The 13,711-nt window shown below is 67.1% G+C and carries 10 protein-coding genes and 1 tRNA gene; 5 read left to right on the forward strand and 6 right to left on the reverse strand.

Translation table 11 applies throughout. The features are described 5' to 3' along the window. Window positions 1-33 precede the first annotated feature (33 nt). Window positions 34-2,838 carry a DNA gyrase subunit A gene (gene gyrA / locus BLO63_RS04690; protein ID WP_205409250.1) on the reverse strand — a complete coding sequence of 935 codons (2,805 nt, stop codon included), beginning with the start codon at window positions 2,836-2,838 and terminating at the stop codon, window positions 34-36. Window positions 2,839-3,129: 291 nt separating this feature from the next. Between gyrA and BLO63_RS04695 the strand changes: the two genes are divergently transcribed. After that, entirely contained in the window at window positions 3,130-3,756 is a 627-nt protein-coding gene (locus BLO63_RS04695) for a MarC family protein (protein ID WP_091437101.1), read from the forward strand. 33 nt (window positions 3,757-3,789) lie between these two features. Here BLO63_RS04695 and ssb read toward each other — a convergent pair whose 3' ends face one another. Then, window positions 3,790-4,362, reverse strand: a complete 573-nt coding sequence (ssb, locus tag BLO63_RS04700; RefSeq protein ID WP_091437287.1) for a single-stranded DNA-binding protein — start codon at window positions 4,360-4,362, stop codon at window positions 3,790-3,792. 279 nt (window positions 4,363-4,641) lie between these two features. Between ssb and BLO63_RS21060 the strand changes: the two genes are divergently transcribed. Both BLO63_RS21060 and uvrA read left to right on the forward strand, forming a co-directional pair. Continuing rightward, entirely contained in the window at window positions 4,642-4,797 is a 156-nt protein-coding gene (locus BLO63_RS21060) for a hypothetical protein (protein ID WP_162841760.1), read from the forward strand. Window positions 4,798-4,894: 97 nt separating this feature from the next. Next, a complete protein-coding gene (uvrA, locus tag BLO63_RS04705) occupies window positions 4,895-7,798 on the forward strand; it encodes an excinuclease ABC subunit UvrA (RefSeq protein ID WP_091437102.1) in 2,904 nt (967 codons plus the stop codon). Between the two features lie 135 nt (window positions 7,799-7,933). On the opposite strand, the gene BLO63_RS04710 is transcribed toward uvrA, so the two are convergent. Beyond that, on the reverse strand, window positions 7,934-9,022 hold the full coding sequence (locus BLO63_RS04710) for a COX15/CtaA family protein (RefSeq protein WP_244517616.1): 1,089 nt from the start codon (window positions 9,020-9,022) through the stop codon (window positions 7,934-7,936). 152 nt (window positions 9,023-9,174) lie between these two features. On the opposite strand from BLO63_RS04710, the gene BLO63_RS04715 reads away from it, so the two are divergent. Next, a complete protein-coding gene (locus BLO63_RS04715) occupies window positions 9,175-9,417 on the forward strand; it encodes a DUF2842 domain-containing protein (protein WP_091437104.1) in 243 nt (80 codons plus the stop codon). Between the two features lie 113 nt (window positions 9,418-9,530). Here BLO63_RS04715 and BLO63_RS04720 read toward each other — a convergent pair whose 3' ends face one another. Both BLO63_RS04720 and BLO63_RS04725 read right to left on the reverse strand, forming a co-directional pair. Continuing rightward, window positions 9,531-10,988, reverse strand: a complete 1,458-nt coding sequence (locus BLO63_RS04720; RefSeq protein WP_244517617.1) for a tyrosine-protein kinase family protein — start codon at window positions 10,986-10,988, stop codon at window positions 9,531-9,533. Window positions 10,989-11,105: 117 nt separating this feature from the next. Next, window positions 11,106-11,183, reverse strand: a tRNA-Pro gene (locus tag BLO63_RS04725). Window positions 11,184-11,316: 133 nt separating this feature from the next. On the opposite strand from BLO63_RS04725, the gene BLO63_RS04730 reads away from it, so the two are divergent. Further along, window positions 11,317-11,985, forward strand: coding sequence for a nitroreductase family protein (locus BLO63_RS04730; protein ID WP_091437105.1), 669 nt, complete (start codon window positions 11,317-11,319; stop codon window positions 11,983-11,985). On the opposite strand, the gene amaB is transcribed toward BLO63_RS04730, so the two are convergent. Further along, complete coding sequence (gene amaB, locus BLO63_RS04735; protein ID WP_091437107.1) at window positions 11,958-13,499, reverse strand: L-piperidine-6-carboxylate dehydrogenase; 1,542 nt, start codon at window positions 13,497-13,499, stop codon at window positions 11,958-11,960. The two genes, BLO63_RS04730 and amaB, sit on opposite strands and share 28 nt — an antisense overlap. Window positions 13,500-13,711: the final 212 nt, after the last annotated feature.

The following is a 13,711-nucleotide window of genomic DNA, read 5'->3' on the forward strand; positions in this document are numbered from 1 at the left end:
CGATCCGCGCCGCTCAGGTAGATAGCGTCACCACTAAACTGAGGCGTCGCCGACGTCGCCGGCCTCACCGCCGTCGACAACCGCGTCCTCAGCCTCTTCCTCGCTGACCCGCTCGACCGAAACCACCTTCTCGTCTTCGGCGGTGTCGAACACGATCACGCCCTGGCTGCCGCGCCCGACGGTGCGGATGCCGTTGACCGGGCAGCGAATGAGCTGTCCGCCGTCGGTGACCAGCATGATCTGGTCGGCCTCTTCCACCGGGAAGGAGGCGACCAGCGGCCCGTTGCGATCATTGACCGCCATGGCGACGATGCCTTTGCCGCCGCGGCGGGTGGTGCGGTACTCGTAGGACGAGGTGCGCTTGCCGTAGCCATTCTCGGACAGAGTGAGGATGAACTGTTCGGCCGCGCCCATGGCGACATAATGCGCCTGGTCGATCTCGGCCGGGAGCGCGGTGCCCTCCTCGGCCTCGGCATCCATGATCTCGGCCTCGACGATCTCGGCTTCCTCGCCCCCCGCCTCGGCGCCGTTCTCCGCGCCGTTCTGGCTGCGGCGAATGGCATTGGCGAGCTTGATATAGGCGGCGCGCTCCTCGGCCGTGGCATCGACATGGCGGATGATCGCCATCGAGATGAGGCGGTCGCCCTCTTCCAGCTGAATGCCCCGCACGCCCATGGAATCGCGGCCCTTGAAGACGCGGACCTCGGTAACGGGGAAGCGAATGCACTGGCCGCGGGCGCTGGTCAGCAGCACGTCGTCGGCCTCGGTGCAGAGTTGAACGCCGGCGATCGACTCGCCCTCTTCCAGCTTCATGGCGATCTTGCCGTTCCGGTTCACATTGGTGAAATCGGACAGCTCATTGCGCCGCACCGTCCCGGAATTGGTGGCGAACATGATCTGCAGCCGGTTCCAGGCCTCCTCGTCCGGCAAGGCCATGATCGAGGTGATGCGTTCGCCCTCCGTCAGCGGCAGGATGTTGACCAGCGCCTTGCCGCGGGACTGCGGGGCGGACATCGGCAGGCGCCAAACCTTGAGCTTGTAGACCTGGCCCTTGGAGGAGAAGAACAGCACCGGGGCGTGGGTAGACGCGACGAAGATCCGGGTGACGAAATCCTCGTCCTTGGTCTGCATCGCCGAGCGACCCTTGCCGCCGCGCCGCTGCGCCCGATAGGTGGAGAGCGGGACCCGCTTTACATAGCCGGCGTGGGACACGGTGACGACCATGTCCTCCCGCGCGATCAGGTCCTCGTCCTCGAAGTCGCCTTCGGCCTCGATGATCTCGGTCTTGCGCGGGGTACCGAACTCCGCCTTCACCGCCAGCAATTCATCCTTGACGATGGTGCGGATGCGTTCGCGGCTGCCGAGAATGTCGAGATATTCGCGGATTTCGAGCGCGATCTTGTCGAGCTCATCCGCCACCTCCTCGCGGCCCAGCGCGGTGAGGCGCTGCAGGCGCAGGTCGAGAATGGCCCGCGCCTGCTCGGCCGAGAGCCGATACGTGCCGTCTTCGGCCAGACGGTGGCGGGGATCGTCGATCAGCGCGATGAGCGGCGCAACATCTATCGCCGGCCAGTGGCGGGTCATCAACGCCTCGCGCGCCGTTGCCGGGTCCGGCGAGGTGCGGATGGTGTGGATGATCTCGTCAATATTGGCGACGGCGATGGCGAGGCCCACCAGCACATGCGCCCGGTCGCGCGCCTTGCGCAGCAGGAATTTCGTACGCCGGCTAACGACATCTTCGCGGAAGGCGACAAAAGCGGTCAGCAGATCGAGCAGGTTCATCAAGGCGGGCTTGCCGCCATTGAGCGCCACCATATTGGCGCCGAACGAGGTCTGCAGCGACGTCATGCGGTAGAGATTGTTCAGCACGACGTCGGCCTGGGCGTCGCGCTTGATCTCGAAAACGACGCGCATGCCCTCGCGCGAGGACTCATCGCGCATCTCGGCGATGCCTTCCAGCCGCTTCTCGCGCACCAGCTCGGCGATGCGCTCGATCATCGTCGCCTTGTTCACCTGATAGGGAATGGCGGTGACAATGATGGCGTCGCGGTCCTTGCGGATTTCCTCGATCGTGGCGCGCGAGCGCATGACGATGGAGCCACGGCCGGTGAGATAGGCCTGTCGGATGCCGCTTCGCCCGAGAATGAGCGCCCCGGTGGGGAAGTCGGGGCCGTGGATGTAGTCCAGGAGCCGCTCGATATCGAGCGCGGGATCGTCGATCAGCGCCACGCAGGCATCCACCACCTCGCCGAGATTGTGCGGCGGGATGTTGGTGGCCATGCCGACGGCGATGCCGCCGGCACCGTTGACTAGCAGATTGGGATAGCGCGCCGGAAGAACCGTCGGCTCCTGCTCGCGGCCGTCATAGTTGGCCTGGAAGTCGACCGTGTCCTTGTCGAGGTCGTCCAGCAGCGTCATCGCCGGCTTGGCGAGCCGCACCTCGGTGTAGCGCTCGGCCGCCGGGGGATCGCCGTCGACGGAGCCGAAATTGCCCTGGCCGTCGATCAGCGGCAGGCGCATCGAGAAGTCCTGCGCCAGCCGCACCAGCGCGTCATAGATCGCCTGGTTGCCGTGCGGATGGTACCGGCCCATCGTGTCGCCGGTGACGCGGGCGGATTTGTTGTAGGCCCGGTCCGGCGTGTAATTGTTCTCGCGCATCGAGAACAGAATGCGGCGATGCACCGGCTTGAGGCCGTCGCGCACGTCGGGGAGTGCGCGCGAGACGATGACGCTCATGGCGTAATCGAGATAGCTACGCGAGAGCTCTTCGGTGATCGAGACGGGCCGGATGTCCGAGGGGCCGCCGCCCTCCGGAGTCAAAGTATCGGAATCGGACAAGGAATCGTCTTTCCGTGGTTGCGGAACATGTTCGTCTGTTTAGCCGATTCCGCTCGGAAAGGCCAGCAAGGCGACGTTTTCGGCGTCGCGAAAAACGCTTATACGTCAGAAACTTACAGGGGCATTTCTGCAGCATTGCCGGAACATGGCACAAGCGTGGCGGCGCAATGCGCACGGCGGGCGCGATGGCCCCTTGGCAGCGCGTCGCGCAGGCGATCTTATAACGAGGTACCGCAGGCACCGGCGCGCGCGCCTCCCGCCGCGCAGCAAGGACGGCAGCGAGGACGCAGCGTGCTCGACTATCTCTTCTCGGCGATCGTGACCATGGTGGTGGTGATCGACCCGATCGGCCTCGCTCCGCTATTCCTGGCGGTGACGTCGGACCTGACCAGCGCCGAGCGCCGGCTGGTGGCGCTGCGTTCGGCCGCCATCGCCCTCGCCATACTGGTCGCCTTCGGGCTCGTCGGCGCGCCGCTTCTGGCGGCGCTGGGCATCACCCTGCCCGCCTTCCGCATCGCCGGTGGCCTGCTGCTATTCGCCATCTCGTTCGAGATGGTGTTCGGCCGCCGCACCGAGCGCAAGTTCGACGCCTCGGAAGTCGCCCAGCGCGACAAGCTGCTGCGTACGCTCGCCGTATTCCCACTCGCCATCCCGCTGATGGCGGGGCCCGGCGCGATCACCGCCATGCTGCTGCTGGCGGGAGAGGCGCATGGCGACCCCTCCCGCCTTGCGCTGCTCTTCGCCATCACCGCACTGGTGATCGGCAGCTGCCTCGCCGTATTTCTTGCCGCCGAACGCATGGACAAGGCGCTCGGCGTCACCGGCAACGTCATCCTCTCGCGCCTGCTCGGCATCGTGCTGGCGGCGCTTGCCGTACAGTTCGTGATCGACGGGATAAGAGCGTCGTTCCTGACCTGAAGCCAGCAGGAACGCTCCCCGCGCGCCTGGCCGTCAGAACGGGATCTCGTCGTCGAGGTCGCCGCCACCCGAACCGCCGCCGAACTTGCCGCCACCGCCGCCCGCGCCACCGCTGACCGGCGCCGGCTTGCGATCGCCGCCGAAGGAGCGCCCGCCCCCCGAGCTGCCGGCGAAATTGCCGCCGCCGGAGCCGAAATCGCTGCCGCCGCCAGCGCTGTAATCATCGCCGCTGCCGCCCTCGGCACCGCCGCCGCGGCTGTCGAGAATGGTCAGCTCGCCGCGGAACTGGCGCAGCACCACTTCAGTGAAATACCGCTCCGGCCCACCGGACTGGTCGCTCGCCTTGCGGGTCTCGAGCTGGCCTTCGATATAGACCTTGGTGCCCTTGCGCAGATATTGCTCGGCGACACGCAGCAGGTTCTCGTTGAAGATGACAACGCTGTGCCACTCGGTGCGCTCCTTGCGCTCGCCCGTGGCTTTGTCGCGCCAGGTTTCCGACGTGGCGATGCGCAGATTGCACACCCGCCCGCCATTCTGGAAAGTGCGAACTTCCGGATCGCGGCCGAGATTGCCGATCAGGATCACCTTATTGACGCTGCCCGCCATCTTGTCCTCCGAAAACTGCCGGACGCCCGACATGCGCGCGCTCGTGAAAGGGAGCGCATCCTAGACCAAACGGCCCTGCATCGCGCCCCGCTTGCGCGCCGAGCTGTCGCTTTGTCCACCATTTTGCCGCCGCCGGTTCGGCGGTCGGGCATCAACAGAATGTTCTTGGTCTGTTCCTAACATTAAGGCTAAGCTGTCGCAAGTCATCGAGTCGGACATTGCGAAGTGCCGGAGCCGGACTATGTTTACCCTGTGTTCTCAGAGGGAGTCTGTCCCATCATGACCCATATGCCCCGCCGCCCGCGCGCCCGCGCCATCGCCATCCGTGCCGAGGAGGCCCGTCAGGCGCTGATCCGCCGCGCCATTCTCGCCGTAGCCGGCGGCATGGTGGTGGCAGCCGGTCTCGCGGCCGTGCTGAACGGCGGCGGGGGCTGACCCCCTCGCCGGGCGGTCCTCTTCTCGGGATTGCGCCGCCCCGATGCAAATGAGCTGGCGTAGCTGCCCGTAAAGAACCGGCGAGAGAAGAGTTGGAATGAAGGACCGCGTGGATATCCCGCGCCGCGATGCCCGCACGATTGCGATCCGCGGTGCCCGCGAGCACAACCTCAAGAATGTCGATCTTGAAATCCCGCGCGACAGCCTGGTGGTGTTCACTGGCCTGTCGGGTTCGGGAAAGTCGTCGCTCGCTTTTGATACCATCTATGCCGAAGGTCAGCGCCGCTATGTCGAGAGCCTCTCGGCCTATGCCCGCCAATTCCTGGAAATGATGCAGAAGCCGGACGTCGACCAGATCGACGGCCTGTCCCCCGCCATCTCCATCGAGCAGAAGACCACCTCTAAGAACCCGCGTTCGACGGTCGGCACCGTTACCGAGATCTATGATTACATGCGCCTGCTCTGGGCGCGGGTGGGCGTTCCCTACTCCCCCGCCACCGGCCTGCCGATCGAGAGCCAGACGGTCAGCCAGATGGTCGATCGCGTGCTGGCTCTGCCCGATAAGACCCGCCTTTATCTCCTTGCCCCCGTGGTGCGCGGGCGCAAGGGCGAGTACCGCAAGGAACTGGCCGAGTTCCAGAAAAAGGGCTTCCAGCGCGTCAAGATCGACGGCGAATTCCACGAGATCGCTGACGCGCCAGCGCTCGACAAGAAGTTCAAGCACGACCTCGACGTGGTGGTCGACCGGCTCGTGGTCCGCCCGGACATCGCCAGCCGGCTGGCGGATTCGTTCGAAACCGCGCTGGGCCTCGCTGATGGGATCGCGGTGATCGAGTTCGCCGACGAGAAGGAAGAAAGCGGCGAGGCCCGCCGCATTGTGTTTTCGGAGAAGTTCGCCTGCCCGGTTTCCGGCTTCACCATTGCCGAGATCGAACCGCGCCTGTTCTCCTTCAACAACCCGTTCGGCGCCTGCCCGACCTGCGACGGGCTGGGGCATGAAAGCAAGATTGACCCCAACCTGATCGTGCCGGACCAGTCGCGCACGCTCAAGCAGGGGGCCATTGCGCCCTGGGCCAAGTCGACCTCGCCCTATTACGGCCAGACGCTGGACGCCATCGCCCGCCATTATGGTGTGAAGCTCACCACGCCATGGGCTGACCTGCCGGAAAAGGTCCAGAACGTCATCCTGCACGGCTCCAGGTCGGAGACGATCCGCTTCGTCTATGATGACGGCATGCGCGCCTATGAGACGGTGAAGACCTTCGAGGGCATCGTCACCAATCTGGAGCGGCGCTGGCGCGAGACGGAAAGCGACTGGGCGCGCGAGGAGATCGGCAAGTATTTCTCCGCCGTGCCCTGCGCCGCCTGCCACGGCTATCGGCTGAAGCCCGAAGCGCTGGCGGTGAAGATTGCCGGCCGGCATATCGGCCAGGCGGCGGAGCTATCCGTGCGTCATGCGTTGGATTGGTTCGGCACCCTGCCCGGCCAGCTTACCGACAAGCAGAACGAGATCGCGGCGCGCATCCTCAAGGAAATCCGCGAGCGCCTCGCCTTCCTGCTCGATGTCGGGCTGGACTACCTCACCCTCGCCCGCGCCTCGGGCACGCTGTCGGGCGGCGAGAGCCAGCGCATCCGCCTCGCCTCGCAGATCGGCTCAGGCCTCACCGGCGTGCTGTACGTGCTCGACGAGCCCTCGATCGGCCTGCATCAGCGCGACAATGAACGCCTGCTCGGCACGCTGCGCCGGCTGCGCGACCTCGGCAACACGGTAATCGTGGTCGAGCATGACGAGGACGCCATCCTCGCTGCGGACTATGTGGTCGATGTCGGCCCCGGCGCCGGGGTGCATGGCGGGCGCATCGTCGCCCAGGGCACTCCGCAGGAAATTCTCGCCAACCCGAACTCGCTCACCGGCAAGTACCTCACCGGCGAGATGGCCGTGCCGGTGCCCAAGCGCCGCAAGCCGGACCGCAAGCGCCTGCTGCGCGTGGTCAATGCGCGGGCCAACAACCTCAAGAACGTCACGGCCGAGATCCCGCTCGGGCTGTTCACCGCTGTCACCGGCGTGTCCGGCGGCGGCAAGTCGACCTTGCTGGTGGATACGCTCTACCGGGCCGTCGCCCGCCGGCTCAACGGCGCGTCCGAGCCGCCCCTGGCGCATGACGGGCTGGAGGGACTGGAGCACCTCGACAAGGTGATCGACATCGACCAGTCGCCGATCGGCCGCACCCCGCGCTCGAATCCGGCAACCTACACCGGCGCCTTCACCCCGATCCGCGAATGGTTTTCCGGCCTGCCGGAGGCGAAGGCGCGCGGCTATGGCCCTGGGCGCTTCTCGTTCAACGTCAAGGGCGGGCGCTGCGAGGCCTGCCAGGGCGATGGCGTCATCAAGATCGAGATGCACTTCCTGCCCGACGTCTACGTCACCTGCGACGTCTGCAAGGGCAAGCGCTACAATCGCGAGACGCTGGAAGTCACCTTCAAGAACAAGTCCATCGCCGACGTGCTCGACATGACGGTCGACGAGGGGGCGGAGTTCTTCAAGGCGGTCCCCGCCGTGCGCGACAAGCTGGAGACGCTGGCCCGCGTTGGCCTCGGCTATATCCATGTCGGCCAGCAGGCCAATACCCTGTCGGGCGGCGAGGCGCAGCGGGTCAAGCTTTCCAAGGAACTGTCCAAGCGTGCCACCGGGCGCACGCTCTATATTCTCGACGAGCCGACCACCGGGCTGCATTTCCACGATGTGGCGAAGCTGCTGGAAGTGCTGCACGAGCTGGTCGAGCAGGGTAACACGGTGGTGGTGATCGAGCACAATCTCGAAGTCATCAAGACCGCAGACTGGGTGCTCGATCTTGGTCCGGAAGGCGGCGATGGCGGCGGCGAGATCGTCGCGGCCGGCCCCCCGGAAGTGATCGCGAAAGCCGAGCGCAGCCATACCGGCCGCTTCCTCGCCGAGGTTCTGGCCCGCCGCCCGCTGAAGCCCCGCCGCGCGGCGGAATAGCCGAAGCCCCTACCCCGATCGCACACGTCATCCCGGACGGTCCACTGGACCGATCCGGGATCGCGCCCCCTGTCGTTGAAACCGGCGACGGTCGCTTCAGCCGTTTCTCCGAAGCGAACCTGCAGCCGGAAGGCGTCAGGCGCCTTCCTTCAGCCGCACCAGATTCACCGTCACCGCGATCAGCACGAGGGTCGCACCGAACTGATGGGCCAGCGCAAGGTCGATCGGCACCTGATAGACCAGCGTCAGGATACCCAGCACCGCCTGCGCCGTCACCAGCGCCACAATCAGCGTCGCCCGCTGGCGAACGGCGCCGCCGACCCGCCGCGCGCTGAGCCAGTGCCCCACCGCGAGCGCGAACAGCACATAGGCAAACAGGCGGTGATTGAACTGAACGGTGAGCACGTTCTCGAAGAAATTCCGCCAGACCGGTTGCTGGACCAGCAGATTTTCCATTGGCGGGACAAGGTGCCCGTCCATCAGCGGCCAGGTCGTGTAGGTGAGACCGGCGTCGAGGCCGGCGACCAGCCCGCCGAGGAAGATCTGCACGATCACGGCGACCAACAGGATGCGCGCATAGCCACGCAGCCAGTCGGGCGAGGCTCGCAACTCCCGTGCTGGCTTCAGCGACACGGCGACCGCCACCGTGGCAGCCAGGATGACGCAGGCCAGTGTCAGATGGGTGGCCAGCCGGTACTGGCTGACATCGACCCGGTTCACCAGGCCCGACGCCACCATCCACCAGCCGACCGCCCCCTGCAGGCCACCGAGCACGAACAGGCCGGTGAGCTTCCAGCGGAGGGGACGATCGATCAGGCCGCGCCACAGGAAAAACAGGAAGGGCAGAAGAAAGGCGAAGCCGATCACGCGCCCCAGCAGCCGGTGCCCCCACTCCCACCAGAAGATGTATTTGAACTCGCCGAGGCTCATGCCTCTATTGACCTGCTGGTACTGCGGAATCTGCCGATATTTGTCGAATTCCGCCTGCCAGGCAGCGTCGCTGAGCGGCGGCAGCGTGCCTGTTACCGGCTTCCACTCGGTTATCGACAGGCCGGATTCGGTCAGCCGGGTGGCACCGCCGACCACCACCATCAGCACGACGAGCGCAGCGACGGCGTAGAGCCAGAGCCGCACCGGCCGCAGCCGGTCGCCTTTAACCCCCTCGTCGGCGCGCGGGATCCCACTGTGGGTGGGAATGCTGGTAGCGACGTGATCCTGGACCATAGTTGGGCGCTCCCTGTAGTGGTGGCCGCCTGCCCCGCCGGCCACCCGCGCCGGGCAGCTTCCTCCCGGGCGCGGCGAGCGATATAGAGGGCCGAGCGCGGGCGCAACGAGACTCATTGTCTCGCGCCCGACCGTCCAGCCCGGAGCTGCCCATGTCCGCCCCCCGTCCCGACCTTTCCGCCCGCTCGCGCAAATTCGTCGGCACGGTCCTGATGGTGTTTCTGGTGCTCGGCTGGGCACTGGCCGCGATGGCGCTGGCGCAGGGCCGGGTGACCACCCTGCCCGCCTTCTGGCAGTTCCTTGCCTATGTCGTCCTCGGCGCGGGCTGGATCTTTCCGGCGGCGGTACTCATCCGCTGGATGCAGCGGCATGATCGGCGTCCCGACACCCTCTAGGGTCGGCGCGGTGCCGCAACCTGTTCGCTATCAAGGTGTCGAAACGCCTAGCCGCTGAGCGGCAGCGTCGGTGATGGCGCCGTTTGCGCCGCCGATCTGAGAGACGCGCGGGGTCAGGCCGCCTGCGAGAACGCCTTTTCCGCTGTCTCCGGCGTGAAGGTGATCATGGCGATGTCGGCAAAGCCGAGGGAAGCGAGCGCGTCAAAGGCCTGCACCGCATCGGTCGCCAGACCGCCGGGCTGGGTGACGAGGATCGTCGTCGGGCTCAGTCCCGCGAGCCGCTCGGCACCGACCATGCCGCCGAGCGGCGGCGCGGCCACAATGACGTGATCATAGGTCTGTTTCAACGCAGTAAGAATCAGCGGCAGCCGGTCGGCCGCGACAAGCCCGTCCGCCTCGCGCGCGCCGCGTCCGGGCGGAATGACGTGGCAGCGGGAGGCGCTTTCGCGATGAATGGCGTCGGAGAAGCCGCACACGCCGGTCAGCAGGTCGGTAACGCCCGGGGCGCGCGGGTCGGCGGTCAGCCCTTCGAGCGCCGGGGAGGCAACATCGAGGCAGACAACCACGACCCGCCGCTCGGCCGCGCCGGCCAGCGAGCGTCCCAGAGCGAGGGCGCAGCGGGCGATCGATTCGTCGGGACGGCCGCCGGTGACGGTGACCAGACGCGCCGCGCCGCCGCGCAGTTCGATCAGCCGCGAAAGATCAGCGTGCTCCCGCTCACGCGAAAGCAGGCGCAGCGAGCGGGCCATCTCGGCGCCATCTCCGGGCTCGCCGTTCGCCCCGCCGATCCAGGGTAGATGCTGAAGCGGGTGCGGTGTCGTTTCAGGCATCGGCACGGCGCCGAATTCATGTCCCGCCGCCCCTGTGCGCCGGCGGACCCAGCTCTGGAGTCCGAACACCAGCAAAAAGGTGCCGAAGCCGGCCACGAGGCTGGAGATGAGCGGCGTCGGCCAGCGCGCTGCGCCGGCCGGCACGGCGGTCGCGATGATTCGCGCAGGTGCCGCCGCTGGCGCGTCCGCCTCCACCGCATGAAGGCCGCGTGCCTGGCGCAGTTCGACATAGGTTGCGGCGAAGGCATTGGCGACATCGGCGGAGAGGCGCGGATCGGGCGAGACAAAATCGATCGCCACCTGTCCCCCACCCACCTGCCGGACGTCGAGACCTCGCTCGACCATGCGGAGCGCGCGCGCCTCACGCGATAGTGTCGCGGGATCGGGGAGCACGCTGAAGCCAGCCAGGTGCAACGCCGCTCCCGACAGCACCCCGGCGCTCGCGCCGGCCGGCGCAGCAAGACGACCTCCCAGGCGGCGGGTCTCGATCACCTGGCGGGCGAAGTCACGCGACGAAAGAACCTTGACCCCGTCACGCCCGGCAGCTGAGTCGCGCCCATCGATCCACAGCCGGGCCCGGGATTCGTAGCGTGGCACGGTAATCTCGCTGGTGGCCGCGGCGATGGCGAGGCCGGCAAAGGCCGGCACGAGCAGTTTGCGCAGGAGACGTACCGCCGACGCAGGCCGAATCCCCCGGCCCGGCGCCGCCGCCTGATCGGCGGTGCTGGCGGCCGTCTGCACAGAGCTTTCGCACGGGTCCATCATGGGGCCTATTAGGCACCGTCATGGTTTCCACCGTGTTAAAGCGGGCTGGCTTGGGGATAAGAACCACCGGCCACTTGGGGGCGCCGGTGAAAATGGTCGGAGCGAGAGGATTTGAACCTCCGACCCCTAGTCCCCCAGACTAGTGCGCTAACCGGGCTGCGCTACGCTCCGACGCCGTGAGGCGCCGTCTGTCTAGCCATTTGCCGGCCCGGATGCAAGCCGGCCCGTGGCCTGTGGACGAAGGATCCGGCACGGGCGTGACGAACCGTCTATGATGACGGCCTCACCTAATGGATGCGTCTCGATGAACCACACCGCGCACGGGCATGGCCTGCCCGCCCATACCGAGCCCGCCGCGCCGATCGATTTCCCCGCCAGCCCGGAGATGCTGGCCCGGCTGGAGGCTCGCCGCTCCTCGCCGTTGCGAGGGTTGGTGGAGCCGGGCCCGACGGAGCAGGAACTGCGGCGGATGCTGCGGCTAGCCATGCGCGTACCCGACCACGGAAGGCTCAGCCCCTGGCGTTTTATCGTGCTGGCCGGCGACGCAAGGCGGACCGTCGGGGAGCGGCTGGACACGCTCTATGCGCGGCAGAACCCGGGCCTGCCGCCCGCCAAGACCGATATGTGGACGCTGTATCTCAGCCGGGCGCCGGTAACGGTCGTGCTGGTCAGTCGGCCGGATCTGACGTCGAAGGTGCCGGAATGGAATCAGGTGCTTTCCGCCGGGGCGGCGGGCATGGCGCTCACGGTCGCGGCCTCGGCGATGGGCTTTGCTACCCAATGGCTGCTGAAATGGCCCGGCCGCGACCCCGAGGCCGCCGCGCTGCTCGGCGTCACTGCGGCGGAGCGGATTGCCGGCTTCATCCATATCGGACGGCCAGCGGCGCTGAGCGAGGACCGGCCGCGGCCGGCCCTCGACGAGGTGGTGCGATTCTGGTCGCCCGATCAGTCGATATCGAACGACACGCCCTGAGCGAGCGGCAGAGCGCGGGAATAGTTGATGGTGTTGGTCGCCCGCCGCATATAGGCCTTCCACGCGTCCGAACCGGATTCGCGTCCGCCGCCGGTTTCCTTCTCGCCGCCGAACGCTCCGCCAATCTCCGCACCCGAAGGGCCGATATTGACATTGGCGATGCCGCAATCCGAACCCTCCGCCGACAGGAAGGCTTCTGCCTCGCGCAGATCATTGGTGAAGATCGACGACGACAGCCCCTGCGGCACCTCGTTGTGCAGCTTGATCGCCTCCGGCAGGCCGGTGCAGCGCAGCACATAAAGGATCGGCGCAAAGGTCTCGTGCTTCACGATGTCGATCTGGGCGTCGAGCTCAACCAGTGCCGGGCGGACATAATAGGCGTCCGCGTGCCCGCCGATGGCGACACGCTCGCCGCCATGGACACGTCCGCCAGCGGCACGGGCCGCGTCGAGCGCGTCCTGCATCACCTCGAAGGCCGCCTGGTCGATGAGCGGGCCGATCAGCGTGCCCGCCTCGCGCGGGTCGCCAATGCTGACCGAGCCATAGGCCTTGGCGAGGCGCGGCACCAGCGTGTCATAGACGCCCTCATGCACGATGAGCCGGCGCAGCGTGGTGCAACGCTGGCCAGCCGTGCCCATGGCGGCGAAGGCAATGCCACGCAGGGCGAGATCGAGATCGGCCGAGGGGCTGACGATGGCGGCATTGTTGCCGCCAAGCTCCAGGATCGAGCGGCCGAAACGGCGCGCCACCCGCTCGCCGACGATGCGGCCCATGCGGGTCGACCCGGTGGCCGAGACCACGGGGATGCGGGTGTCGTCGGTGAGCGCGGCTCCGACCTCGGCGCCGCCGATCAGCAACTGCGAGAGCCCCTCCGGCGCACTGCCAAAGGCATGAGCCGCGCGTTCGAACAGGGCCTGCACGGCCAGAGCGGTCAGTGGCGTCTTCTCCGACGGCTTCCACAGCACGCTGTTGCCGCAGACCAGCGCGAGGGCGGCATTCCACGACCAGACGGCGACCGGGAAGTTGAAGGCGGTGATAATGGCAACCGGACCCACCGGATGCCACGTCTCCATCATGCGATGGCCGGGGCGCTCCGAGGCGATGGTGAGACCATAGAGCTGGCGCGACAGGCCGACGGCGAAGTCGCAGATGTCGATCATCTCCTGGACTTCACCTAGTCCCTCCGAAAGGACCTTGCCCACTTCCAGCGTCACCAGCCGGCCGAGTTCGGTCTTGTGGGCGCGCAGTTCCTCGCCCAGCAGGCGTACCAGCTCGCCGCGTCGGGGCGCCGGAACGGCGCGCCAGGCCTCGTAGGCCGCAACCGAGCGTTCGACCGCCAACGCGGCACCGGCGGCATCCGCCTCGGGAACCTGGGCGATGACTTCGCCGGTGATCGGCGAGCGAACCGGCCTCGTCCCGTTGCGCCAGCTGGTTTCCGGCACACCGAGGCTGTGCAGGAGGGAGAGGACCTCGTCCTCGACCGGCGTGAGCGCCCGGGTTTCGTTCGTCGCCATCTCAATGCTCCTCGACAAATGGCCGCAGCCCGTCGCGCTCAATAGCACCGGGACCCCGGCCGAATCCATCGGGGCTTTCGGCGAAGGACACCGTCGCCGCACGTCCCCAGATGAGCGGCTCGGCTGCCGCACAGCTGGGAAATACCGCCTGCCATCAAGGCGTTGCGTGCGAGGCTACAACTCGACACACCGCGTCGGCATATCGCGTTTCA

Source organism: Ancylobacter rudongensis, from assembly GCF_900100155.1.
GTDB classification, from domain to species: domain Bacteria; phylum Pseudomonadota; class Alphaproteobacteria; order Rhizobiales; family Xanthobacteraceae; genus Ancylobacter; species Ancylobacter rudongensis.

What these genes read in the sequence shown, in the direction of transcription:
- ssb (WP_091437287.1), bottom strand. Translation starts at nt 4,362, where the DNA reads ATGGCGGGCAGCGTCAATAAGGTGATCCTGATCGGCAATCTCGGCCGC.
- BLO63_RS21060 (WP_162841760.1), top strand. Translation starts at nt 4,642, where the DNA reads ATGACCCATATGCCCCGCCGCCCGCGCGCCCGCGCCATCGCCATCCGT.
- uvrA (WP_091437102.1), top strand. Translation starts at nt 4,895, where the DNA reads ATGAAGGACCGCGTGGATATCCCGCGCCGCGATGCCCGCACGATTGCG.
- BLO63_RS04710 (WP_244517616.1), bottom strand. Translation starts at nt 9,022, where the DNA reads ATGGTCCAGGATCACGTCGCTACCAGCATTCCCACCCACAGTGGGATC.
- BLO63_RS04715 (WP_091437104.1), top strand. Translation starts at nt 9,175, where the DNA reads ATGTCCGCCCCCCGTCCCGACCTTTCCGCCCGCTCGCGCAAATTCGTC.
- BLO63_RS04730 (WP_091437105.1), top strand. Translation starts at nt 11,317, where the DNA reads ATGAACCACACCGCGCACGGGCATGGCCTGCCCGCCCATACCGAGCCC.
- amaB (WP_091437107.1), bottom strand. Translation starts at nt 13,499, where the DNA reads ATGGCGACGAACGAAACCCGGGCGCTCACGCCGGTCGAGGACGAGGTC.